Origin of the sequence: Mesorhizobium hunchu (genome assembly GCF_040081975.1) — a bacterium.
GTDB classification, from domain to species: Bacteria; Pseudomonadota; Alphaproteobacteria; order Rhizobiales; family Rhizobiaceae; genus Mesorhizobium; species Mesorhizobium hunchu.
The window spans coordinates 477,462-500,321 of record NZ_JBEBMG010000001.1 but is presented as its reverse complement, the minus strand read 5'-3'; the positions used below and the strand labels follow the sequence as shown (position 1 = coordinate 500,321).

General features: G+C 65.0%; 16 protein-coding genes, 1 tRNA gene and 2 pseudogenes. 9 read left to right on the top strand and 10 right to left on the bottom strand.

All coding sequences use genetic code 11. The annotated features are described in order from the left end of the window. Positions 1-79 precede the first annotated feature (79 nt). From ABMA46_RS02425 to apnL, 6 genes are all read left to right on the top strand, one after another. Positions 80-1,021, top strand: a complete 942-nt coding sequence (locus ABMA46_RS02425; protein ID WP_348997681.1) for a D-ribose ABC transporter substrate-binding protein — start codon at positions 80-82, stop codon at positions 1,019-1,021. A gap of 73 nt (positions 1,022-1,094) precedes the next feature. After that, positions 1,095-1,739, top strand: a complete 645-nt coding sequence (locus ABMA46_RS02420; protein WP_348997680.1) for a DUF2291 family protein — start codon at positions 1,095-1,097, stop codon at positions 1,737-1,739. Continuing rightward, positions 1,736-3,289: a sugar ABC transporter ATP-binding protein gene (locus ABMA46_RS02415; RefSeq protein ID WP_348997679.1), complete on the top strand. Its 1,554-nt coding sequence runs from the start codon at positions 1,736-1,738 to the stop codon at positions 3,287-3,289. Before ABMA46_RS02420 ends, ABMA46_RS02415 begins: the two co-directional genes overlap by 4 nt. Further along, positions 3,282-4,346 (top strand): ABC transporter permease, encoded by a 1,065-nt coding sequence (locus ABMA46_RS02410; protein ID WP_348997678.1) that lies wholly within the window; start codon positions 3,282-3,284, stop codon positions 4,344-4,346. The genes ABMA46_RS02415 and ABMA46_RS02410 overlap by 8 nt, the downstream gene beginning before the upstream one ends. 1 nt (position 4,347) lies before the next feature. Further along, entirely contained in the window at positions 4,348-5,382 is a 1,035-nt protein-coding gene (locus ABMA46_RS02405; RefSeq protein ID WP_348997677.1) for a Gfo/Idh/MocA family protein, read from the top strand. Beyond that, positions 5,379-7,259 carry a D-apionate lactonase gene (apnL, locus tag ABMA46_RS02400; protein WP_348997676.1) on the top strand — a complete coding sequence of 627 codons (1,881 nt, stop codon included), beginning with the start codon at positions 5,379-5,381 and terminating at the stop codon, positions 7,257-7,259. Before ABMA46_RS02405 ends, apnL begins: the two co-directional genes overlap by 4 nt. 53 nt (positions 7,260-7,312) lie before the next feature. Here the strand turns inward: apnL and ABMA46_RS02395 are convergent, their stop codons facing one another. Then, positions 7,313-8,026 carry a transcriptional regulator NanR gene (locus tag ABMA46_RS02395; RefSeq protein WP_348997675.1) on the bottom strand — a complete coding sequence of 238 codons (714 nt, stop codon included), beginning with the start codon at positions 8,024-8,026 and terminating at the stop codon, positions 7,313-7,315. A gap of 181 nt (positions 8,027-8,207) precedes the next feature. Between ABMA46_RS02395 and oiaX the strand changes: the two genes are divergently transcribed. Together oiaX and ABMA46_RS02385 are read left to right on the top strand one after the other, a co-directional pair. Then, positions 8,208-9,458: a 3-oxo-isoapionate-4-phosphate decarboxylase OiaX gene (oiaX, locus tag ABMA46_RS02390; protein ID WP_348997674.1), complete on the top strand. Its 1,251-nt coding sequence runs from the start codon at positions 8,208-8,210 to the stop codon at positions 9,456-9,458. Between the two features lie 2 nt (positions 9,459-9,460). After that, positions 9,461-10,792, top strand: a complete 1,332-nt coding sequence (locus ABMA46_RS02385; RefSeq protein WP_348997673.1) for a four-carbon acid sugar kinase family protein — start codon at positions 9,461-9,463, stop codon at positions 10,790-10,792. A 696-nt stretch (positions 10,793-11,488) separates the two neighbouring features. On the opposite strand, the gene ABMA46_RS02380 is transcribed toward ABMA46_RS02385, so the two are convergent. After that, a complete protein-coding gene (locus ABMA46_RS02380) occupies positions 11,489-12,328 on the bottom strand; it encodes a LysR family transcriptional regulator (protein WP_348997672.1) in 840 nt (279 codons plus the stop codon). Positions 12,329-12,422: 94 nt separating this feature from the next. Between ABMA46_RS02380 and ABMA46_RS02375 the strand changes: the two genes are divergently transcribed. Beyond that, complete coding sequence (locus tag ABMA46_RS02375) at positions 12,423-13,373, top strand: quinone oxidoreductase family protein (protein WP_348997671.1); 951 nt, start codon at positions 12,423-12,425, stop codon at positions 13,371-13,373. Positions 13,374-13,517: 144 nt separating this feature from the next. On the opposite strand, the pseudogene ABMA46_RS21345 reads toward ABMA46_RS02375, so the two are convergent. The 8 genes and pseudogenes from ABMA46_RS21345 to ABMA46_RS02335 form a co-directional block, all read right to left on the bottom strand. Then, positions 13,518-14,368 (bottom strand): annotated as a pseudogene (locus ABMA46_RS21345) (ABC transporter ATP-binding protein). Between the two features lie 851 nt (positions 14,369-15,219). Next, entirely contained in the window at positions 15,220-17,442 is a 2,223-nt protein-coding gene (locus ABMA46_RS02360) for an ABC transporter ATP-binding protein/permease (RefSeq protein WP_348997668.1), read from the bottom strand. 21 nt (positions 17,443-17,463) lie between these two features. Beyond that, positions 17,464-17,586 (bottom strand): annotated as a pseudogene (locus ABMA46_RS21340) (siderophore-interacting protein); the annotation flags it as partial. Between the two features lie 356 nt (positions 17,587-17,942). Next, positions 17,943-18,027, bottom strand: a tRNA-Leu gene (locus tag ABMA46_RS02355). Positions 18,028-18,200: 173 nt separating this feature from the next. After that, positions 18,201-18,815 carry a 2,3-bisphosphoglycerate-dependent phosphoglycerate mutase gene (locus ABMA46_RS02350; protein ID WP_348997667.1) on the bottom strand — a complete coding sequence of 205 codons (615 nt, stop codon included), beginning with the start codon at positions 18,813-18,815 and terminating at the stop codon, positions 18,201-18,203. 52 nt (positions 18,816-18,867) lie between these two features. Further along, a complete protein-coding gene (gene dapB / locus ABMA46_RS02345; protein WP_348997666.1) occupies positions 18,868-19,680 on the bottom strand; it encodes a 4-hydroxy-tetrahydrodipicolinate reductase in 813 nt (270 codons plus the stop codon). Next, the gene (locus ABMA46_RS02340) at positions 19,677-21,611 is read right to left on the bottom strand and encodes an ABC transporter ATP-binding protein (protein WP_425475681.1); all 1,935 of its coding nucleotides are present in this window, start codon (positions 21,609-21,611) and stop codon (positions 19,677-19,679) included. Before ABMA46_RS02340 ends, dapB begins: the two co-directional genes overlap by 4 nt. 64 nt (positions 21,612-21,675) lie before the next feature. After that, positions 21,676-22,701 (bottom strand): glucokinase, encoded by a 1,026-nt coding sequence (locus ABMA46_RS02335; protein WP_348997664.1) that lies wholly within the window; start codon positions 22,699-22,701, stop codon positions 21,676-21,678. Positions 22,702-22,860: the final 159 nt, after the last annotated feature.

Genomic DNA, 22,860 nt, shown 5'->3' with positions numbered 1-22,860 from the left:
ACCCGCAGGATGATTTTAGCGCTTTGCGAAATCCAGACGATTGCCTCGATCGAGGCAGAGTGTTCAACGGGAGGACTTCATGAAATTCACGCGCAGAATAACGCTGGCGGCGTTCGCCGGCATGTTGGCCATCGGCACGGCAGTACCGGCCTACGCCGCCGATCTCGTCGCCATCATCACGCCGTCGCACGACAACCCGTTCTTCAAGGCGGAGGCGGAAGGCGCAGATGCCAAGGCCAAGGCGCTCGGCTACGACACGCTGGTGCTGGTGCATGACGACGACGCCTCCAAGCAATCGGAACTGATCGACACCGCCATCGGCCGCGGCGCCAAGGCGATCATCCTGGACAATGCCGGCGCGGACGCCACGGTCGCCGCCGTGCAGAAGGCCAAGGACGCCGGCATTCCATCCTTCCTGATCGATCGCGAGATCAATGCCAGCGGCGTCGCCATGGCGCAGATCGTCTCGAACAACTACCAGGGCGCGCAGCTCGGCGCGCAGGAATTCGTCAAGCTGATGGGTGAGAAGGGTGCCTATGTCGAGCTGGTCGGCAAGGAGTCCGACACCAATGCCGGCATTCGCTCCAAGGGTTACCACGACGTCATCGACGACTATCCGGACCTGAAGATGGTGGCGCAGCAATCGGCCAACTGGAGCCAGACGGAAGCCTACTCCAAGATGGAATCCATCCTGCAGGCCAATCCCGACATCAAGGGCGTCATTTCCGGCAACGATACGATGGCGATGGGCGCCATTGCGGCGCTCCAGGCCGCCGGCAAGAAGGACGTCATCGTCGTCGGCTTCGACGGCTCCAACGACGTGCGCGACTCCATCAAGGCGGGCGGCATCAAGGCGACCGTGCTGCAGCCCGCCTACGCGCAGGCGCAGATGGCCGTCGAGCAAGCCGACGCCTTCATCAAGAACGGCACCAAGCCGAAGGAAGAGAAGCAGTTGATGGACTGCGTCCTCATTACGCCCGACAATGCTTCCAAGCTGGAAACGTTCGCCTTGACCGACTGATGGGTGGGTCTCGGCCGACCGCGGGGAGAGGACCGGCGTCCCCTCCCCGTCTCCATTCATGGACGTTCGCTCAATGCCACAGAATCCGATCCGGTTAAGCTTCGCAGTGGTGGCGCTGCTTGCGTTGGCGGCCTGCAAGGTCCTGCCGACGGGCACGACACCGGGCGGCGACAAGCCTGCCGCCTTCGATCCCGACGCAGCGGTGGCCGAAATGTGGGACGGGAAGGTGCTGCCTTATCTTGAGGCCAAGGCCGGGCCGTTCGCCGAAGTGGAGAAGGTGGCCAGAGCCGATCCGGCGGCAGCCGGCGCGAAGTACGGCAATGTCAACAAGCAGACGAATTCGCCCTGGACCTATGCCGCGACGATCGAGGGCAAGATCGTCGCCGCCAATACGCAGTCGCGCGCCGCGACCATCGACGTGGATGTCGACGGCGACGGCAAGGCCGACGCCCGTGTCCAGATCGGGCCGGCCATACGCGGTACGGCGCTGCGTGACGTGCTCGATTTCGTCGATTTCAATTCCTTCACCAATCAGATCGACTACGCCCAGTTCGGCAAGGCGTTCAACACGCATGTCAACAAGACCGTGCTCGGAACTTTGCCGCGCGATGCCCTGGAAGGGCGAACCGCCAAGGTGCTCGGCGCCTTCGCTGCTTCGGGCGGAGCCGACCTGCCGCTGATGACGCCGGCCGAGATCGAGATCGGGCCGAAGCCATGAGCGAGGATGACGACAACATTATTCTCAAGCTGGACGATGTCTCGAAGGTCTATTCCGGCACGGTTGCGGTCAAGCAGGCCTCCTTCGAGGTACGGCGCGGCGCCGTCAACGTTCTGGTCGGCGAGAACGGCGCCGGCAAATCGACGCTGATGAAGATCATCGCCGGCGTCGAGCAGCCGACCCTCGGCCGCATCCTCCTCGACGGCAAGGAGGTCTCCTTCGCCTCCGCCGGCGACGCCGCCGCGCACGGCATCGCCATGGTGTTCCAGGAACTCAACCTGTTCGGCAACCTTTCAGTGGCCGAAAACATCTTCGCCACGCGCGAGGTCACTAACGCCGTCGGCAAGATCGACCACAAGGAGCAAAACCGCCGCGCCGCCGTGTTCCTCGACCGCCTCCAGGCCGGCATCCGACCGGACATGCTGGTCGAGGACCTGATGATCGGCCAGCAGCAGCTTGTCGAGATCGCCAAGGCCGTCTCGCTCGACGCCCGCGTGCTGATCATGGACGAGCCCACCTCGGCGCTGAGCGCCGCGGAAGTGGAAATCCTTTTCAAGGTGGTCGCCGACCTCAAGGCCCAGGGCGTGGCGATCGTCTACATCTCGCATCGCCTGGAGGAACTGATCCGTATTGGCGATACCATCACCGTGCTGCGCGACGGCCGCGTCACCGGCAGCGAACTGGTGAAGAACATCGACACGCAATGGATCGTGCGCCAGATGATCGGCTCCGACGCCAAGGATTTCGCCAAGGCCGATGGCCACCGGCCCGGCGAAGAGATGTTTCGCGTCGAGGAGATATGCCTGCCGCGCGCGACCGGCGGTCTGGCCGTCGATCATGTCTCGCTGTCGCTTCGCGGCGGCGAGATCCTCGGCATTTACGGGCTGATGGGCGCCGGGCGCTCGGAACTGTTCGACTGCATCATGGGTCGCCATTCGCAGTCTACGGGCAAGGTCTTCCTCGACGGCAAGGAAATCCGCCAGCGCGATACGGCAAGTCGTATCCGGCGCGGCCTGGCGCTGATCCCCGAAGACCGCCAGCGCGAGGGCCTGGTCTCGATCCTGTCGGTGGCGACCAACCTCACCATGTCCAGCCTGCGGCGCTTCGCCAGCCTTTTCCACATCAACGGCAAGGCGGAGCGGCATGCCGTCGACGGCATGGTGAAGGAACTGTCGATCAAGGTAGCAGACCCTGTACAGGAAGTTTCCTCGCTGTCGGGCGGCAACCAGCAGAAGGTCGTCATCGGCAAGGCGTTGCTGACGAAACCGAAGGTGCTGCTCATGGACGAGCCGAGCCGCGGCATCGATGTCGGCGCCAAGGCGGACGTGTTCCGCACCATGCGGCGCCTGTCGCAGGAAGGGTTGGGCATCCTGTTCGCCACCTCCGACCTCGACGAGGTGATGGCGCTGTCGGATCGAATCGCGGTGATGAGCAACGGCAAGCTGACCGGCCTGTTCGAGCGCTCGGAGGCGACGGAGGACGCGGTGATCGCCGCTTCGGCGCTGGGCCACGGGCCGACGGAAAAAACGGGAGAAACGCTTCATGGTTGACGCCACCGCAAACACGCGCGAAGGCGCGGCAAGCGGCGGCTCGCTGCTGCTGACGCTGATGAAGGCGCGCACCTTCATCGCGCTGATCGCCGTCGTCCTGTTCTTCTCCTTCGCGGTGCCGACCTTCCTGTCGACAGCGAACCTGATCCTGATGTCGAAGCACGTGGCGCTGAACGCCTTCCTCGCCATGGGCATGACCTTCGTCATCATCACCGGCGGCATCGACCTTTCCGTCGGCTCGATCGTCGGCCTGTGCGGCATGGTAGCCGGCTATCTGATGCTGAACGGGGTCGATCTCCTGATCGGTTACACGGTCTATTTCAACGTCATCGAGATCGTCGCCATTACGCTTGTGGTCGGCACGATCATCGGCGCCGTCAACGGACTGTTGATCACCCGCCTCAATGTCGCGCCCTTCATCGCCACGCTGGGCACGCTCTACGTGGCGCGCGGTGCGGCGCTGCTTTCTTCGGACGGCCGCACCTTCCCCAACCTCGTCGGCAGCGTCGACATCGGCAACACCGGTTTCGGCTATCTCGGCGCCGGGCGCATCCTCGGCCTGCCGGTGTCGGTCTGGCTGCTGATCGTGGTGGCGCTCGCCGCCGCCTACCTCGCCCGCTTCACACCGCTCGGCCGGCATATTTTCGCGGTCGGCGGCAACGAGCGCGCGGCGCGCGTGTCGGGCGTGCGCGTCGATCTGGTGAAGATGTTCGTCTACATGTTCTCCGGCTTCTGCGCCGCCATCGTCGGGCTGATCATCTCCTCGGAACTGATGGCCTCGCATCCCGCCACCGGCGAGAGCTTCGAATTGAACGCCATCGCCGCTGCCGTGCTGGGCGGCACGTCGATGTCGGGCGGGCGCGGCACGATCGGCGGCACCATCGTCGGCGCCTTCGTCATCGGCATCCTGTCGGACGGTCTGGTGATGATGGGCGTCTCCTCGTTCTGGCAGATGGTGATCAAGGGTCTCGTCATCATCGTGGCCGTCGTCGTCGACCAGGTGCAGCGCCGGCTGCAGAGCCGCGTGACGCTGATGCAGATGGCGAAGGTCGGCTGACATGACGGAATTGCGCGGCGCACTAATCGGCTGTGGCTTCTTCGCCGTCAACCAGATGCACGGCTGGCGCGATGCCGGCGGGGCGTCGATCGTCGCGATCTGCGACCGGGATCCGGCGCGGCTGAAGATCGTCGGCGACCAGTTCGGCATCGAGCGCCGCTACACTGATGCCGACGCAATGCTTCAAGCCGAAAGTCTGGACTTCCTCGACATCGCCACGACCGTGCAGACGCACAGGCCGCTGGTGGAGCTGGCCGCCTCTCACAAACTACCCGTGATCTGCCAGAAGCCGTTCGCGCCGACGCTGGCCGACGCAAAGGCGATGGTCGCGGCCTGCGCCGATGCCGGCGTGCCGCTGATGGTGCACGAGAATTTCCGCTGGCAGTCGCCGATCCAGGCGGTGAAGCGCATCATCGAGTCCGGCGAGATCGGCACGCCGTTTTTCGGCCGCATCTCGTTCCGCTCCGGCTACGACGTTTTTTCCGGCCAACCTTATCTCGCCACCGGAAAGCGTTTCATCGTCGAGGATCTCGGCATCCATATTCTCGACATCGCCCGCTTCCTGCTCGGCGACGTCGAGACGCTGACGGCGCGGACCCAACGCGTCAACCGGAACATCGCCGGCGAGGACGTGGCGACCATGCTGCTGGAGCACGTGCCAGGCGTCACCTCTGTCGTCGATTGCAGCTACGCGACCAAATTGCCGGTCGAGCCGTTCCCGGAGACGCTGGTGGAGATCGACGGCGACGAGGGCACGATCCGGCTCAGTCAGGGTTATCGGCTTCAGGTGCAGGGGCGTGCAGGAGCCACCACGCGGGACGTGTCTCCGCCGCTGCTGCCTTGGGCCTCCCGGCCCTGGCACAACATACAGGAAAGCGTCGCCGCGATTCAGAAACACTGGGTCGAGTGCCTGACCGCAGGCAAGGAACCGGCGACATCCGGCGCCGACAACCTCAGGACGTTCGCCCTGGTCGAGGCGGCCTACACCGGCGCTGCCAGTGGTCAGCCGGTTCGCATCGATGACCTGCTGAAATGACCGTCGATCCTTTCCTTCTCTGCGGCACGAAGGCGACAGAAGCTGCTCCGGTCCGGCTCAGCGCGGGCGCCCTCAGCGCCGATTTCGTCGGCGGGAATTTGCGCACTGTCTGCCATGACGGCACCGAGGTATTGCGAGCCATCGCCTATATCGTGCGCGACCGCGACTGGGGCACCTACGAGCCGGCGCTGACGGATCTGCGCATCGAACAGGGCGATGACGGTTTCTCGGTGCGCTATTCAGCCAGTTGCGAAGGGCCGGGTGGGAGCCGTCTCGATTTTCGCGCCGCCATCGAAGGCCATGCCGACGGCCACCTCGTCTTCGACGTGAGCGCGCTTCCCGAAAGCGATTTCGAGACCAACCGCTGCGGCTTCTGCATCCTGCACCCGATCTCCGGTCTCGCCGACAGTCCGATAAGGGTCGAGCACACCGACGGCAGCGTGGAGGACACGAGACTGCCGCTGCTGATCGATCCCTGGCAGCCCTTCAAGGACATGCGGGCCATCACCCATCAGGTGCGCCCGGGCATCAGCGCCGAATGCCGCATGGAAGGCGACGTGTTCGAGATGGAAGACCAGCGCAACTGGTCGGATGCCTCCTACAAGACCTATGTCCGGCCGCTCGCGCTGCCGTGGCCCTACGTCCTGCCGGCTGGCCAAACCGTGCGCCAGACGGTCAATCTTCGTGTCACGGGAGCCGGAAAGATCCCGGCCATTTCGAAGAGGGTCGATCCGGTGCGCATCGAACTCGGCGAAGCCGGGTCGAAGCTCCCCGACATCGGCGTGGTGATCTACCCCGAAGACGTCGAGACCGCCTTGCAACAGTTGCCGATGCTCTCGATGCTCGGCCCGCAACAGTTCCTGCTCCACTTCGACCCGACACGCGGCCACGGCCGGGACGCCCTTCAGGCCTACACCATGCTTGCAGCGTCTTTCCCGGCGAGCACGACACTCGAATGCATCGTCGCCTGTACCGGCGATCTCGACAAGGAGTTGTCGGGACTTGCGGAAATGACGCGTCAGGCGGGGTTGCGGCTGGACGCCGTTGCGGTTTCGCCCTCGGTCGACCGGCAGTCGACGCCACCGGGCAGCGCGTGGCCGGACTGCCCGCCGCTCGAAGACGTCTACGCCGCGGCACGCCACGCGTTTCCCGACATTCGCCTCGGCGGCGGCATGTTCAGCTATTTCACCGAGCTCAACCGCAAGCGCGTGCCGGCCGGAAAGCTCGATTTCATCACCCATTGTACCTGCCCGATCGTGCATGCGGCGGACGACCTCAGCGTCATGCAATCGCTGGAGGCGCTGCCCTTCATCACCCGGTCGACGCGGGCGATCTACGGAGCGAAGCCTTATCGGATCGGCCCTTCCACCATCGCCATGCGGCAAAATCCTTATGGCGGCGCGACCAAGGACAATCCAAAAGACCAGCGCATCGCCATGGCCAATCGCGACCCGCGCCAGACCGGGCTCTTCGCTGCTGCATGGACGATCGGCTACGCCGCGCGGGTGGCGCCGGCCGGACTGGAAATGCTTACATTGTCGGGTTTCACGGGACCGTTCGGCGTCCTTGCCGGGCCGGGCGAATCCGCTGCCGAAGGGCAGCCGCGCCCGATCTTCCAGGCCGTCAAGGGGCTCTGCGAACTCGCCGGGCTAACGCAGATCTCGACGAAAACCAGCGACGAGACGCGCGTTCTGGCATTGGCGGCGCGCACCGCCTCAGGCGAGACGATCGCGTGGCTGGCAAATCTGACGCCGGAAACCGTATCGGTGGATGCCTCGGAACTTGGCCGAGGCGATCTTGTCATGCAGCCTTACGCCATAGCGCGGATCGACCAGGCTGGAAAAGCAGGCAGCGGTTCCGCATCCCCACTTGCTTGATCGCCGGGCGGATCGTCACTCGTTGGACGACGATCCGCCCGCGGCGATCGCTCTTACTTCCCGGAGCTCATGACATAGAGGGCGCGCGAACGCTCGAGGTGCTTGACCATCGCCTTCTCGGCACCGTCGGCATCCTTCTTCTCGATGCGGTCGATGATCTCCTCGTGCTCGGTCAGCGTGAACTTTTCCTTGCCGGTCCAGATGAGCATCTCGGTGTGATATTCCTTCAGCCATCCAAGCATCGCTTCACTGACCGCGACGTAGATCGGATTGCCCGAGATCGCCGCGATCCGGGTATGAAACCGCATATCGGCGGAGATGAAGGCCTCGGCATCGCCGCGCGCCGCGCGCTGCTCGCCGACGATCGCCCTGAGCGTCGCCACGTCTTCGAGCGTGGCCTTTTCGGCAGCTTCCCTGACCATGCCCCGCTCGAAGAAGATGCGCGCGCTCTTCAGATGCTCCAGCGTGTCCTTCGACGACGACAGGATGATCTTGGCCGCGCCATCAACCTGCTTGATGATCGATTTCGCCGTAAGCTGCAGTACCTTGGCGCGCTCTCCGTGCGAGATGGCTACCAGTCCCATGTTGCTCAACGCCTGCATGGCTTCGCGGATTGCCGGCCGGCCGACCTCGAACCGCTCCATCAGTTCCCGCTCCGACGGCATCTCGTCCCCCGGCTGCAGGTCTCCGCTGGTGATGAGGCGCTGCAGCCTGACAAAGACTTCATCGGAAAGCTTGCGCCGGACGATCGGCTCCGAACGGTTCATCGTCGCGAATCACTCCTTTAGGCCTGCTTCCAATCTAGCACTGCGGCGGCAATCTCCGGAATGCCCTGCCTTTCCGCGGCGCTTCGCCGGGCAGGATACTGCTTGCAATGCTTAGATACTCATTATACCAGATTCCGAGCGGAGGGAATTCATTTCCTGCCTTTCAGTCTGGTGGACGGCCATGATCACCCTCACCTATCGCATCGAGACCTCGGGCAGCATCGAGGCGCTGGCTGCCAAAATCGCAAGCGACCAGTCGACCGGCACGTTCGTCGCTCTGCCGGGCGAAACCGAGGAACTGAAGGCACGGGTGGCGGCGCGCGTCCTGGCGATCCGGCATCTGGCCGCCGCTGAGCGGCCCTCGATCCCCACGACTGGCGTCGGGCCCTTCAAGCGCGCCGATGTCGAGGTCGGCTTCCCGCTCGACGCCATCGGCACCGATCTCGCGGCGCTGATGACGATCGCGATCGGCGGCACCTATTCGATCAGGGGCCTCTCGGGAATCCGCGTCGTCGACATGAAGCTGCCGCCCGAGTTCGAAGGCGATCATCCCGGCCCACGATTCGGCATAGCCGGCAGCCGCCGGCTGACCGGCGTCGAGGATCGCCCGATCATCGGCACGATCGTCAAGCCGGCGCTTGGCCTGCGACCGCCTGAGACGGCGGCGATGGTGGGCGAGTTGATCGACGCCGGCGTCGACTTCATCAAGGACGACGAGAAGCTCATGAGCCCCGCCTATTCGCCGCTGTCGGAGCGGGTGAAGGCGATCATGCCGCTGATCCTCGACCATGAGCAGAAGACCGGCAAGAAGGTGATGTATGCCTTCGGCATCTCGCATGCCGATCCGGACGAGATGATGCGCAACCACGACATGGTGCTTGAAGCCGGTGGCAATTGCGCTGTGGTCAACATCAACTCCATCGGCTTTGGCGGCATGGCTTTCCTGCGGAAGCGTTCCGGCCTGGTGCTGCACGCGCATCGCAATGGCTGGGACATTCTTACCCGCCATCCCGGCCTCGGCATGGATTTCGGGGTCTGGCAGCAGTTCTGGCGGCTGCTCGGCGTCGACCAGTTCCAGATCAACGGCATCGCCTCGAAGTACTGGGAGCCGGACGACTCCTTCGTTCGTTCCTTCGAAGCGGTGACGGCCCCCATCTTCTCGCCTGCCGATTGCGCACTGCCCGTGGTCTGTTCCGGCCAATGGGGCGGACAGGCACCGGAGACCTATCAACGTACCGGGCGCACGGTCGACCTTCTCTATCTTTGCGGCGGCGGCATCGTCAGTCACCCGGACGGTCCCGGCGCCGGGGTGCGCGCCGTGCGGCAGGCCTGGCAGGCGGCGGTGGAAGACATTCCCCTGAACGAATTCGCCAGGGACCATGTCGAACTGGCGCGCTCGATCGAGAAGTTCGCCGACGGCAGCGGAGCCTGAGCATGCACAACCTGCTCCTCAGCTACTATGGCGACGATCTCACCGGTTCGACCGACGTGATGGAGGCGCTCGAGCTCGGCGGCGTCCCGACCGTCCTCTTCACGCGCGAGCCGGACGCCGGCCTGCTGGCGCGTTTCGCGCATTGCCGTGCCGTCGGCTTGGCGGGAACAAGCCGTAGCGAATCCCCGCAATGGATGGATACGCATCTCAAGCACGCCTTCGCCTGGCTGAAGTCGCTTCAGGCGGAAATCTGCCACTACAAGGTCTGCTCGACCTTCGATTCGAGCCCTGCCATCGGCAATATCGGCCGGGCGATCGAGATCGGTCGCGCCGTGTTCGAGCAGGGCTGCATACCGCTGGTGGTCGGTGCGCCGCAACTTCGGCGCTACACCGCCTTCGGTCATCTCTTCGCCGCCTATCGCGACAGATACTACCGGATCGACCGCCATCCGGTGATGAGCCGCCATCCCTCGACGCCGATGGACGAATCCGACCTCCTTATCCATCTGTCGCGTCAGACGGACCTTCCGTCCGAGCTGCTCGACCTGGCGGCGCTGCGGTCTCCTGACCCGTCTTCGACCTTCGACAGGCTGGCCGCGAATGCTGCGATCCTGCTCGTCGATGTCGACGGCCCCGAAAGCCAGGTTCTGGCCGGCAAGGAAATCTGGCGCGCGCGCAGGCACGGCGGATATTTCGTCGCCGGCTCTTCTGGCGTTGAATACGCGCTGCTTGCCGAATGGAATGGAAACGGCGCCCCGGCCACCGGCACGACTTTTGCGCGTCCCGGCGCCGTCGACCGGATCGCAGTGGTGTCCGGCAGTTGCTCGCCGACGACCGAACGACAGATCCGGCACGCAATGACCGACGGTTTCGACGGAATCGAGGTGGATCCGGTCGAGCTGGTTTCGGAGCATTCCGACAAGGCGATCGCACGTGCGACGGCCGCCGCCCAGGCCAGCCTGGAGACAGGCCGCAGCGTCATTCTCTATACGGCGCTTGGCCCGGCGGCGGACCGGGGCGCGGAGATCGACCGCCAGCAGGGCGCGCGCCACAAACTCGGCCGCGGACTCGGAGAATTGCTTCGAAAGCTGACGGCAGAACAGCGGTTGAAGCGCGTGATCATAGCCGGCGGCGACACGTCGAGCCATGCCCTTGGCCAGATGGGTGTCGACGCGCTGACTGTTCGTATGCCGTTGCCGGCTTCACCCGGCTCGCCGCTCTGCGTCGCCCATTCAGGCATCACGGCAATCGACGGGCTGGAGGTCGCGCTGAAGGGCGGCCAGGTCGGCACCGACCGTTATTTCTCGGTCATCCGTGATGGTCTCGATGATTGACAATGCCGTGCCGCGCTCGTCAGGAATCTGGTTCGTTGTCGCCAAGATACCGGCCATGATGCAGCCTTGAAGGCTGTTATAAAAAACCCTGGCGGCGTGGGTGACAGAGCAAGGATGCACAACCCAAGCCCAATCAGCATCACCCCGACGGCCATAACCTGCCGCGCACAGAATCGGCGGAGCGGACGGCCGGCCCATGGTGACGCGGCACCCATCGTTACGAACATCACCGAGCTTCCCAGGAAGATCGTGGGCAAAGCCGCTCCAAACTCGGCGGCAATTTCTCCCGCCGGCATGGGAAGAACGCCGATCATGCCCCACCCCGTGATCGGGGTCGGCGCCAGAAGCAATATGACGAGAGCATGGCGTTGTGTCGATTGCGCCGTTCCGGATCGCATCCAGGCGGCTCCTACCGGCTCACCTATGCCATCGCGGCTGCCTCAGCCCACATGTGAGCCGACCCGACTGACTGGTGAGGATTCGGCTAACGGAAGCCATATGTCCTCCTCTAAGTGCGCCACAAGAGGCGGCAGGGCCGTGACATTCGGCAATTACATGGGCCGCTGCTCAAAAATTGTATCTGCTTTTTTCGTCGCCGATCTCGCTGCGCAATCGTTCCCTGACGCAAGGCGGTCATCTACTGTGCATGGATGATGTTAAACAGCCGGGAACAGGCGACGAGTCAGCCGGCCCTCATTAATTTTGAGCGACGCCGTCCATGACCGCGCGGATTGGCGGCGCATCCTTCATGTCCGTGTGCACCGCCATCCAGACTTCACGCGTCAGCGGCGGCTCATCGGGATCGGCAACAATGAGTCCGTCCTGTCCATCCGCCATGAAGTCCGGCAGCATCCCGACGCCGCCATGCGCAAGAAGAAAAGCCATCTGCATTTCAAGCGTGCTGGCGCGCAACCCGATCGTGCGACCTTTCAGCAAACTCAACAGTCTCGCCTGTTGAGGCGCGGCGTCCAAGGCTTCGTCATAGGCGACAAATTGCCAGGCGTCGATCGGCGTCGCCTCGAGATATGAGATACTGGCATAGAGCCGGAACTGGCTCTCGCCGATCTTGACGCATGTCAGATCGCCCACCGGAGGGCGCGAAAGACGAACGGCGATGTCCGCCTCGCGCCGGTTCAGCGACGCCTGACGCGTCTCCCCGATAACGCGCACGCGAATGCCCGGATGCTGACGGCGCAGATCAGCCAGAGGCTGAGCCAATCTTGCTGTCGCATAGGCAGGGGGCGCGCTGATCGTCACGTCAGCGACAAGCGGCGATTGTCGACCCGCCTTGGCGCGCTCCACAGCGGCGGCGGCCTCCTGCATCGCGCATAGAATCCCCGCGATTTTTTCGCCCTCGGCTGTGATACGGAAACGCCGGCCGCGGCGGTCCACCAGCTTGAGACCGGTCTGCGCCTCCAGGCGCGCGACCCGGCGCGCAACCGTCGCATGTTCGACGCCGATCAACCGCGCCGCGCCCGACAGCGAACCTGTCTCCGAAAGCGCCGCGAAATGGCGAAGATCCTCCCAGTCGGTCATTGTGCGTTTTTTCCCATTCGATAGGACAATATAGGGAATTTATTATCAGGCGTCATTCGGCGATTCTGAACGCACCCTCAAACGGAGACAGAACATGGACAAGAAGGTGCAGATCGCCGCCGTCGTATCGGCAGATGAGCCCTCCGCACCCGGGCCTGGCGAGGTGCGTGTTCGCCATGAGGCGATCGGTGTGAGCTTCATCGACATTTATCACCGGACCGGTCTTTATCCGCTGCCGCTCCCGGCGACGCTCGGCGTCGAAGGCGCAGGCGTCGTCGAGGCTGTCGGCCCTGATGTCAGCCGCCTCTCACCCGGAGATCGGGTGGCCTATGCCGGCGCTCCCGTCGGCGCCTATGCCTCGACCCGTCTTCTGCCAGAGTGGCGCGCTATTGCGCTGCCGGACAATATCTCGGCGGAGATGACCGCCAGTTCGATGTTGCGCGGCATCACCGCCCACATGCTTTTGACCCGGACATATCCGGTCGATGCCCGGACGACGATCCTCGTGCATGCTGCGGCGGGTGGGATGGGCGGCCTGCTCGTACGTTGGGCGAAGCAGCTCGGCGCGCACGTAATCGGCACGGCCGGATCGCCGGACAAGGCCGCGTTGGCCCGCGCCGCTGGCGCCGACCATGTGATCGTGGGTCGCGCCGCCGATATCGTCGCTGAGATCGCCGCCTACACGGGAGGGCGCGGCGTCGATGTCGTCTATGACGGCGTCGGCGGCGACATGCTGGCCAAGTCACTTGCCTGCGCCAGACCGTTCGGCGTTGTTGCAAGCATCGGCCAGGCCGGCGGCCCGATCCCGCCGATCAACGTCGATGATATCGGCCCGCGTCGCGCGCTGACCCTCGCGCGACCGAGTTTCATGGCCTATTCGGCTGACCGTCAGACATACCGGGCGGCTGCGGAAGCCGTTCTTGCGTTGATGCCGCTCGGTGTCGTGAGTCCTGTCAGCCGGCGGTATGCGCTCGAAAACGTGGCGGATGCGCACACCGACCTCGAATCCGGCCGCAGCACCGGCAGCCTGGTCCTCATTCCTTAGAGCGCCGATCGGGGCTACCGGCCGATCCGCACCGGCCCTGAAGCGGATACAATGCCAAATGAGACCACTCGCCTTGAGAAAATCATTCCAGCAGCACGCATGGTGACTGATCGAGATCGGCAAGAAGACTTTCGAATCCGAGACCTATCCGTTCAAACGCCATTCCAGCGCTTCGCGACGCTTCAGCCAATATTCTGCGAAACGGCCGTTCTTCCTGATCAGCGCTTCGCGTGAACCTGCCTCGACGATGGAGCCCGCCTCGACAAAGATGATGTTGTCAGCATGGGCGATGGTCTCCATTCTGTGGGCGACGATGAGCACCGTATGATTGCGAAAACCCTTGAGCGCAGCCGCGACGGCGGCTTCGTTGCCTGTGTCCAGCGAACTCGTCGCTTCATCCAGCAGCAGGATCGGAGCGTCCTTGAGCAGAGCGTGCGCGAGGCTCACCCGCTGCCTTTCGCCGCCCGATAGCCGCGAGCCTCCTTCGCCGACCTGCGTGCTCCATCCGCCCAAGCGCGCGACGATCTCGTCCACCCGAGCGGCTTTCGCCGCAGCCTCGATCTCCTGTCGGTGGCGTCCGGCTTCGCGATACGGATGTTCTCGACGATGCTGCCTTCGAAAAGCTGCACGCCCTGGAACACGATCGCAAGCTTCGACATGAGCGTCGCCGGCAGGTATTCGCGAACGTCGCGCCCGGCAACGAGGACCTTGCCGGCATCGGCGTCGCGGAACCGGGCGATCAGCGACAGGATCGTGCTCTTGCCCGAGCCGGACGGGCCGACGATCGCCGTTGTCGTCCCCGGCTCCGCCAGAAATGAAATGTCGTCCAGAACCGTGTTGCCGTTCGGGGCGAACCCGACGCCCCTGAGTTCCACGGACGGCGCTCCCGGCGTTGCATCACTCGCGGGATTCGCCAGTCTGGGCAAGGCGAGGACGTCCGCCGTTCGTCGCCAGGCTCCACGCGCGGACTCGATCGCCGGAAACAGGTCGGACATCGTTTTGAACGGCTCGATATAGCGTGCGACCACCACGATGAGAGCCACGGTCCGGGCCGCGTCCATTGTGCCGTTCGCGAACATCAGCCCGGTCACGGCGATCATCGCCGCCAGCGCCGCCTGCATGGCCAGCGTGAACAGCAGCGTTCCCGGGATGGTCATGAAACTCATGCGAAGTCCGGTGCGGCGCTGCGCGTCGATCGCCGAGCCTAGCGCAGTGTCGGCGACACCTGTGCGGCCGGCGGCGCGCAGCACCATCTGCGCCCTGGCAAACTCGTCGGTGCGCTCGGCCGCTTCTTCCGAAGCCGAGGCGAAATCTTCCTCGGCGCTTCGCATGAGCCGTGCTCCGAAGAGCAGCACCCAGACGAGTATCGGCGCCGCCACGGCGGCGACGACGCCCAGCGGCCAGGCCACGAAGAGGAGCCCAATGCCGATCAGAAAGGGGACAACTATCGCGATGCTCGTCTGTCCGCCGAGATTGACCGCAGCCGCGAAAAGTTCAGGAACCGGTCCCGTCAATGCGCGCTTCGCCTCGGCTTGTCGTTTCGCGCCGAACGCGCCGACCGGGACGGCGAGCAGATGATCGACAAGGCGGCTGTTTGCATCGGTCGCGGTTGCGTGGGATATGTCGAAGCCGAAGGCCATCAGCCGCATCTCGGCGATCCATCCGACAAGCACGCCGGCGGCCAACGCCCCGAGCCAGCCGGCCGCGTCTGCCGGACCGGCGGTGAACAGCGTGCCGAGAAGCGGAACGAGGACCAGCGCGGAAGCCGCTCTCGCAACGGCGGCGGTCCCCACCAGCACGCCATATGGCAGGAGCTTGCGCCGGGCTGCGGCGGGCAATGCGAGGCTCATGCCGCGATCTCCTCGCCGACCTGCCAGAGTTCCCTGTAGAGCCCGCCCTGCGCCAGCAACTCCTCGTGCCGGCCGCGTTGGACGATCCGTCCGTCGCGCATGACCGCGATGCAGTCTGCGCCGGCGACGGTGTGCAGCCTGTGCGCGACGACCAGCACCGTCCTGTTCCTGACCAGCGCGGCGATCGCCTGCTGCACGAGATGTTCCGACTCAGGGTCGGCGAACGCCGTCGCCTCGTCGAGAACCAGGACCGGCGGGTTCGCCAGCAATGCGCGCGCTATGGAAAGCCGCTGCGCTTCGCCGCCGGACAGGTAGGCGTCCTCGCCGACAACGCTGAGATAGCCGCGCGGCATCCGCATGATGCGCTCGTGGATATGGGCCGCCCGCGCCGCCACCTCCACGTCGGCGTCCGAAGCGACGGGCGCCGCGAGAGCGATGTTCTCGCGCACCGTTCCCTTGATGAGTTGCACGTCCTGGAAGACGAAGCCGACACATCGCTGCAACACTTCGGGCGGAAGGTTCCGGATGTCGACCTCCTTGCCGTCGAAGGTCAGTTTCACCGCGCCGCCGATGACGTCATGAAAGCGTCCGGGCAACGTGGCCAGGGTAGACTTGCCGGCCCCGCTCGGCCCGACGAGAGCCGTCATCGTGCCCGGCTTGAGGTCCAGATCGATATTGCGCAGAACAGGAACGCGCGGGCGGTAGCCGAAGGTCACGTCGGCAAAGCGCAAGCCTGTCGGGCCATGAGGGGCTTCTTCGGCGACGTCGCTGCGGTCGAGTTCCTTCTCCTCGAGCAGCACGCCGATGCGCCGGGCGGCCTGGCGGCCTTCGCGGACGGGCGCCAGGCCGTAGAGAACGGCCAGAAGTTGTCCGCCAAACGTCGTCCCCAGGAATATGAACGGCAGCAGCTCGGCATGGGTCATGCCGCCATACTTGATCTTCCACATGCCGACGGCGACGATCAGTAGCAGGAATGTCGGAGGCTGGATCACCAGTTGCGACAGCGCTTTCGTTGCCGCCATCGGCCGCTGCCAATCGTTCAGGAAGTCGATCTGCCCGTTCAGCGTCTCCCGCAGCCGGCGTCCGTCTCCGCCGAAGACCCGCACCACCGGCAGCGCGCCGACGAACGCGGAAGCATCGGCGTTGGCCTTCTTGGTCCAATCCGCAACGCGGGCAAGATTGTCGGCGTTGTCGCGCATCATGATGCTGTAAAGCCAGACCATGACGAGGACAGGAATGAACAGCATCGCCGCCAGGCCGGAATCGACGGTGAACAGATAAAGAAGGACGATGATCGGCGTGACCGCGCCGGCAACGGAATCGGGCACGGCATGGGTTACCATGTAGTGCAGCCGCCCGGCGTCCTCCTGGACTGCCTGGCGCACCGTGGCGGAATTGCGGTCGCTGAACCAGCCGAGCGGGAGGCGCGCCAGCTTGGAGACGACCGAACGCCGCAGGTCACACCCGAACTCCGCATCGACGATGTGGAGCCAGACCATCAACGCCGCCGACAGCAGCGCGGCGCCGCCGAACGAGACAAGAGCTCCCAGCACCGGCACGCGGAATGCGTCCCATCCCGTCTCCCCGCCAAGCAGGCGGCGGCCGATCTCCGCCAGCAGAATGTAGGGGATCAATTGCATGATCGAGATGAAGGCCTGCATCACGCCCGCGACGCCCAGCTTCCACCGGATCGATCCGAGCAGTTCCTTGCCGCGCTCGGAACGCCAGCGGCCGGACGGCCGGACGGCGGAACCCTTCGCGGCGACGGGCGCGGGCGCCTTTTCGCCGACCGCCTCCTCCAGTTCCCGTGTTTCACGCTCCTTCGCCAGCCGCATGGCCTTGCCGCGCATCCAGTAGGCGCGATGCTGGATATCGGAAAGCGGAAAGCCATGCACGGTGTTGAGGATCGCGCGAACCTCCTTCACGGTCTTCGACTCCCCCGCCAGCCACGCGAGCCAGTTCGACCAGTCGCGTTGCGGGACGGCTTCGCCCAGCCGGCTCGGGACATGTTTCGCGACCCAGGTAACGGTCGCGCCCGGATGTTCGCTGATCGGGATCGTCTCGTCGCCGTCGCCGATGATCTCCAGGATCGCGACCACCCGCGCGTCGCGCGGCAGCACGTCGAGTATCGCGTTGATCGCCGGGACGGCCGAAGGATCGCCCAACAGAAGATAGCCTTCCGGCTCCGGATCCGGCACGTCGAACTTCGTAAAGGACATATAGGATGCGGTGATCGTGTCGCCCGGCTTCGCGTTCGCCGCCCAGTGGCCCGCGGGTCCGGCCGGCTGATGCAGGACAAAGTCGAACGATACTTCGCCGGACTTCGGATCGGGATCTATCAGGGTATAGCCGCGCTGGTGCAGCTTGTCGGGATCGTCTAAACCATGTCGCCCAAAAGTGCGCAGCGGTTTTGGGGAAACAGAAGCTTACAGCACGACACATGAATCCGATCAAACGCGACAGTCTGTAGGCGAGACATCGTTTCGCAATGGCTTGCGGGGACGCAGCTGCCATGACCGTCAACCCGCAGAGAGATATCTTCGCCAGTGCCGGCGGTGGCCGCCTGTATCAAGGGATGGTTGTACCCCCGAAGGCGCGTTGCCGCTGATCGCAGGGTACGCCTATGCCGTCTCATCGGCCGAGCTTCAGGGAGGCCATTTCAAGCCTTCACCTTCCTCGCTCCACGATTCTGCGAAGAATCAACCGCTTAAGGGGTTGATGGTGCCCAGAAGAGGACTCGAACCTCCACTCCTTGCGGAACACGGACCTGAACCGTGCGCGTCTACCAATTCCGCCATCTGGGCTGGTGGCGCCCATGTAAGCGGGCAGGCGGGCGCTGTCAACGCGGTTTTTCGAAGTGGAGAGGCAGTAGGGCAGTAGGGGAAGATACTCGCCGGAAAGTGCGAACAAGGTTTCGATCCTTGCCCTGTCGCTTTCCCCTATCGCCCTGCTGCCTTATTCCTCTGCGTCCCGTCCCTCACAGCACTTCCTTGGACGCGACCGTGGAATCGGCGTTCAGCCGGTAAACGATCGGCACGCCGGTGCCAAGCTCCAGCTTCACGATCTCCTCGCCCGACAGGCCGTCCAGCGCCATGATCATCGCGCGCAGCGAATTGCCGTGCGCGGCGACCAGCACGGTGCCGCCGCCAAGCACGTGCGGCTGCAGGTCGTGCAGGTAGTAGGGCCAGACGCGGGCGCCGGTGTCCTTCAGGCTCTCGCCGCCGGGCGGTTGCACGTCGTAGGAACGGCGCCAGACATGGACCTGTTCCTCGCCCCATTTCTGCCGCGCGTCGTCTTTGTTGAGGCCCGACAGATCGCCGTAGTCACGCTCGTTCAGCGCCTGGTCGCGGACGGTCTTCAGGTCGCCCTGACCGAGTTCGTCGAGGATGATGCCGCATGTCCGTTGCGCGCGCTTGAGGGCGGAGGTGAAGGCGATGTCGAATGTCAGGCCGCGCGCCTTGAGCTTTGCGCCAGCGGCTTTCGCCTCGGCCACACCCTGCTCGGTCAGGTCGACGTCGCGCCAGCCGGTGAACAGGTTCTTCAGGTTCCATTCGCTCTGGCCGTGGCGCACGAGCACGAGGGTGCGTGACATTTTTTCTCCTTCGAAGTTTTCCGGCGGCCGGCGCCGCCGCTGTGGTCGAAAATCAGTCCAGGCCGAGCACGTCGCGCATGGAATAGAGGCCGGGCTTGCGGCCGCGCGCCCACAGCGCCGCCTTGACCGCGCCGCGCGCAAAGATGCTGCGATCCTGCGCATCGTGCGACAGGACGATGCGCTCGCCGGATCCGGACAGATAGACCGAATGCTCACCCACGACCGATCCACCGCGCAGGGATGCGAAGCCTATGGCGCCGGGTCTGCGCGCGCCGGTATGGCCGTCGCGCACCCGCACCGCGTTGTCGGCAAGCGCGATCTCGCGGCCCCTGGCGGCCGCCTCGCCGAGCAGCAGCGCCGTTCCGGAAGGCGCGTCGACCTTGTGGCGATGGTGCATCTCGAGCACCTCGATGTCGAAATCCTGCGGACCCAGCGCCCTGGCCGCCTGCTCGACCAGAACGGCGAGCAGGTTGACGCCGAGGCTCATGTTGCCCGACTTGACGATGGTGGCATGGCGCGCCGCGGCGCTGATGGCGGCATCGTCCTCTGGTGAGCATCCGGTGGTGCCGATCACATGCGCGATGCGCGCCTGCGCGGCGTAGCCGGCGAACTCGACCGTCGCGACGGGGCCGGTGAAATCGAGCACGCCGTCTGCTTTCGCGAAGGCAGACAGCGGATCGTCGCCGATGATCACGCCGTTGGCGCCGACGCCCGCCATTTCTCCGGCATCCCGGCCCAGGTGCGGCGAGCCGCCCCGCTCCACGGCGGCGGCCAGATGCACGCCGTCCGTTTCCGAGATGATGCGAACCAGCGTCTGGCCCATGCGGCCGGCGGCGCCGACCACGACCAGCCCCATGTCGCTCATGCTTTCCTCCCCGCCGTTCTCCGCGCGCGCCTGGGCGCGCCGGCCACATCGACTGTCCCGGCTTGCGGCGAAGCCAGCTTATCGGCCGGCACGTCGTCCACCAGGCCAAGGCCCTGGTCGCCCTGCATGTGATAGAAGCGGGCATAGACGCCATGCGGCCTGGCCATCAGCTCCCTGTGCGTGCCTTCCTCGACGAGCCGACCCTGTTCCAGGACGATGATGCGGTCGGCGTTGACCACGGTGGACAGCCGGTGGGCAATGACGATGGTGGTGCGGCCCTTCATGACCTCGGTCAGCGCCTGCTGCACCTTGGCCTCGGACTCGTTGTCGAGCGCCGACGTCGCCTCGTCGAGCAGCAGGATCGGCGCCTGGCGCACGATGGCGCGCGCGATCGACACGCGCTGGCGCTGGCCGCCGGAGAGCGTCACACCGTTCTCGCCGACCGGCGTATCGTAGCCGAGCGGCTGCTCACGGATAAAACCGTCCGCCTCGGCCTGCCGGGCAGCCAGCTCGATCTCGGCGTCGGTCGCCGAGGGGCGGCCGTAGCGGATATTGTCGCGGATCGTCCCCTCGAACAGATAGGGTTGCTGCGAGACATAGGCGATCGAGCGCCTCAGCGACTGCTTGGTGATCTTCGAGATGTCCTGCCCGTCGACGGTGATCGTGCCCGAATCGATGTCGTAGAAGCGCTGCAGCAGGGCGACCAATGTGGTCTTGCCGGCTCCGGACGCGCCGACGATCGCCGTGGTCCTGCCGGCGGCCGCGGTGAAGCTCAGGTTCCGCAGCACTGGCATGTCGGGCGTATAGGCGAAGGAAACGCCGGTGAAGCGAACCTCGCCGCCTGCGAAATCGGCCTGCGGTGCGCTGGGCGCGTCGCTCTGGTGCGGCGGTATGTCGAGCAGTTCGTAGATCATGCGCGCATTGACCAGCGCCCGCTCGATATTGACCTGGGTGCGCGCCAGGCGTTTGGCCGGGTCATAGGCCAGCAGCAGGGCCGTGATGAAGGCCATCACGTCGCCCGGCGGATGATTGTCCGCAGCGGCGCGATAGCTGGCGTAGGCGACAACGCCCGCCACGGCCAGGCCCGCCAGGATTTCCGTCACCGGGGTCAGGCGCTCGGAGACGCTGGCGATCTTGTTGTAGCGGGACTCGGCGCGGTCGACCAAGGCGCCGATGCGGGCGCTCAACTGATCCTCCATCGTGAAAGCCTTGACCACGGCGATGCCCTGCATGGATTCCTGCATGGCGCCGATCAGCCGCGAGTTGATCTCGACCGATTCGCGCGCCACGGCGCGCACGCGGCGCATGATGTAATTGACCGCCCAGACCAGTGGCGGGCCGATGACCAGGATCGATGCCGCCAGGACCGGCTCCTGGTAGACCATCAGGCCGACCAAGCCGACCAGCGACAGCAGGTCGCCGGCCGTGGACTTCAGGGTTATGCTCAGGAGATCGCGGATGCTGGTGACGTTCTCGTTGATGCGCGCCGCCAGCCGCCCCGACCTGGTTTCGCTGAAGAAATCGACGCCGAGCTTCATCAGGTGCTCGAAGATGCGCTTCTGATAGCGCGCCACCATGCTGTTGCCGATCCTGGCGAGCGTGATGCTCTGGCCGTAGGTGGCGACGCCGCGCACGATGAAGATGGCGATGATAGCGCCGCAGATCAGCGGCGCGCGCTCGAAATGGCGATCGACGAAAAGATCGTTGATCAGCGGCTTCATGATCCAGGCGGCAAGGGCGGTCGTCGCCGACACCACGACGAGGCAGCAGGCCGCGATCGCGTAAAGGCCGCGATAGTTGCGTCCGTTCTCCTTCCAGATCCGCCGGATCACGGCATAGGCTTCGCCGCGGGCGGGTTTCTTGGCTGAGGTCCTGGCAGTCAAATTCCGGTCCGATGCGGTTTCTCTGCGACGCGCGGCGGCGCCCGTCATGCTCATAGCGCCATCGACGCGCCTTGCCTATGGCCGATGCGCAACGCTCGTCCTGTCGACAGAATCAGGCATTCCAGCGGCGGCCGGCCGTCTGGACGCCGAAAAGCGACGGCGCGCGCGCATAGGCCGCCAGCCCCACCAGCGCGGCAAGGGGATGGGTGATGACGTAGACGGGCATGGACCGCATCAGGTCGCCATGCGGGGCCTTGTCCTCGAAGGCGGCGCGAAAATTGCCGGTCTTGAGCGCCGGCACGATCTTCTGGGCGATGCCGCCGGTCAGGAACACGCCGCCGCGGCTCATGAAAACCAGGGCCAGGTCGCCGGCGGTGCGGCCGAGGCAGGTAACGAAGAGCGCGAGCGCCTCCTCTGCGGTGGCGTCCGTGCCGGCGAGCGCGGCCGCCGTCACTTCCGAAGGGAGGGTGAAAGGCGCCGGCCTGCCGTCCGCCTTCGCGACCGCCCGGTAAGCGTTCACCAGACCACGGCCGCACAATATCTGTTCGCCGGAAATGCGGCCCTCGATCCTCTCGATATAGGGAAAAACCTCGAAATCGCGCGCCGTGCGCGGCCCGAGATCCATATGGCCGCCCTCGCCGGGAACCGGAATCCAGCGCCCCAGCGCATGGATCAGACCGGCGACGCCGAGGCCGGTGCCGGGACCGAGCACGACGCGCCCGGCACCGGGCTCCGGCTCGCCGCCGCCGATCTTTTCCATATGCTCCTCGCCGAGCGCCACGACCGCCAGCGCCTGCGCCTCGAAGTCGTTGAGCACGACGAGGTCGGTGAGGCCGAGATTGGCCAGCATTGCACGCGGCCTGACCACCCAGGGGCAGTTGGTCAATTCGATCTCGTCGCTGTCGACGGGTCCGGCCACGGCGAGCACAGCGGAATTCGGCCGGACCGACGACCTGTCGAGAACGGCGGACTGGATCGCCTCGTCGATGGTCGCGAAATCGCTGGTCCGCACGATCCACGGTTCGCCTGCTTCCGAATTGGCGTCCATGACGATGGAAAAACGGGCGTTGGTGCCGCCGATGTCGCCGATCAGGATCGGAAATCTCAACGCGGTCTCGTCGTCGCAGGCGCTCGGCATTCCTCTCCCCGGCATGGCAGTCTTTTTCGGCCTTCAAACCGATTGAAGCTATAGAGCATGGGATCGGAAAGTGCGAAGCGGTTTTCCGATCGAAGAAATGGAACCGCGTCGCGATTCCTGTCACGCATCCGCCACTCCCAAAAGACAGCCGAGCGAACA

Bases quoted from the DNA above. Each gene is read 5' to 3' on its own strand.
- ABMA46_RS02425 (WP_348997681.1), top strand. From the start codon at position 80: ATGAAATTCACGCGCAGAATAACGCTGGCGGCGTTCGCCGGCATGTTG.
- ABMA46_RS02420 (WP_348997680.1), top strand. From the start codon at position 1,095: ATGCCACAGAATCCGATCCGGTTAAGCTTCGCAGTGGTGGCGCTGCTT.
- ABMA46_RS02415 (WP_348997679.1), top strand. From the start codon at position 1,736: ATGAGCGAGGATGACGACAACATTATTCTCAAGCTGGACGATGTCTCG.
- ABMA46_RS02410 (WP_348997678.1), top strand. From the start codon at position 3,282: ATGGTTGACGCCACCGCAAACACGCGCGAAGGCGCGGCAAGCGGCGGC.
- ABMA46_RS02405 (WP_348997677.1), top strand. From the start codon at position 4,348: ATGACGGAATTGCGCGGCGCACTAATCGGCTGTGGCTTCTTCGCCGTC.
- apnL (WP_348997676.1), top strand. From the start codon at position 5,379: ATGACCGTCGATCCTTTCCTTCTCTGCGGCACGAAGGCGACAGAAGCT.
- ABMA46_RS02395 (WP_348997675.1), bottom strand. From the start codon at position 8,026: ATGAACCGTTCGGAGCCGATCGTCCGGCGCAAGCTTTCCGATGAAGTC.
- oiaX (WP_348997674.1), top strand. From the start codon at position 8,208: ATGATCACCCTCACCTATCGCATCGAGACCTCGGGCAGCATCGAGGCG.
- ABMA46_RS02385 (WP_348997673.1), top strand. From the start codon at position 9,461: ATGCACAACCTGCTCCTCAGCTACTATGGCGACGATCTCACCGGTTCG.
- ABMA46_RS02380 (WP_348997672.1), bottom strand. From the start codon at position 12,328: ATGACCGACTGGGAGGATCTTCGCCATTTCGCGGCGCTTTCGGAGACA.
- ABMA46_RS02375 (WP_348997671.1), top strand. From the start codon at position 12,423: ATGGACAAGAAGGTGCAGATCGCCGCCGTCGTATCGGCAGATGAGCCC.
- ABMA46_RS02360 (WP_348997668.1), bottom strand. From the start codon at position 17,442: ATGTCCTTTACGAAGTTCGACGTGCCGGATCCGGAGCCGGAAGGCTAT.
- ABMA46_RS02350 (WP_348997667.1), bottom strand. From the start codon at position 18,815: ATGTCACGCACCCTCGTGCTCGTGCGCCACGGCCAGAGCGAATGGAAC.
- dapB (WP_348997666.1), bottom strand. From the start codon at position 19,680: ATGAGCGACATGGGGCTGGTCGTGGTCGGCGCCGCCGGCCGCATGGGC.
- ABMA46_RS02340 (WP_425475681.1), bottom strand. From the start codon at position 21,611: ATGACGGGCGCCGCCGCGCGTCGCAGAGAAACCGCATCGGACCGGAAT.
- ABMA46_RS02335 (WP_348997664.1), bottom strand. From the start codon at position 22,701: ATGCCGAGCGCCTGCGACGACGAGACCGCGTTGAGATTTCCGATCCTG.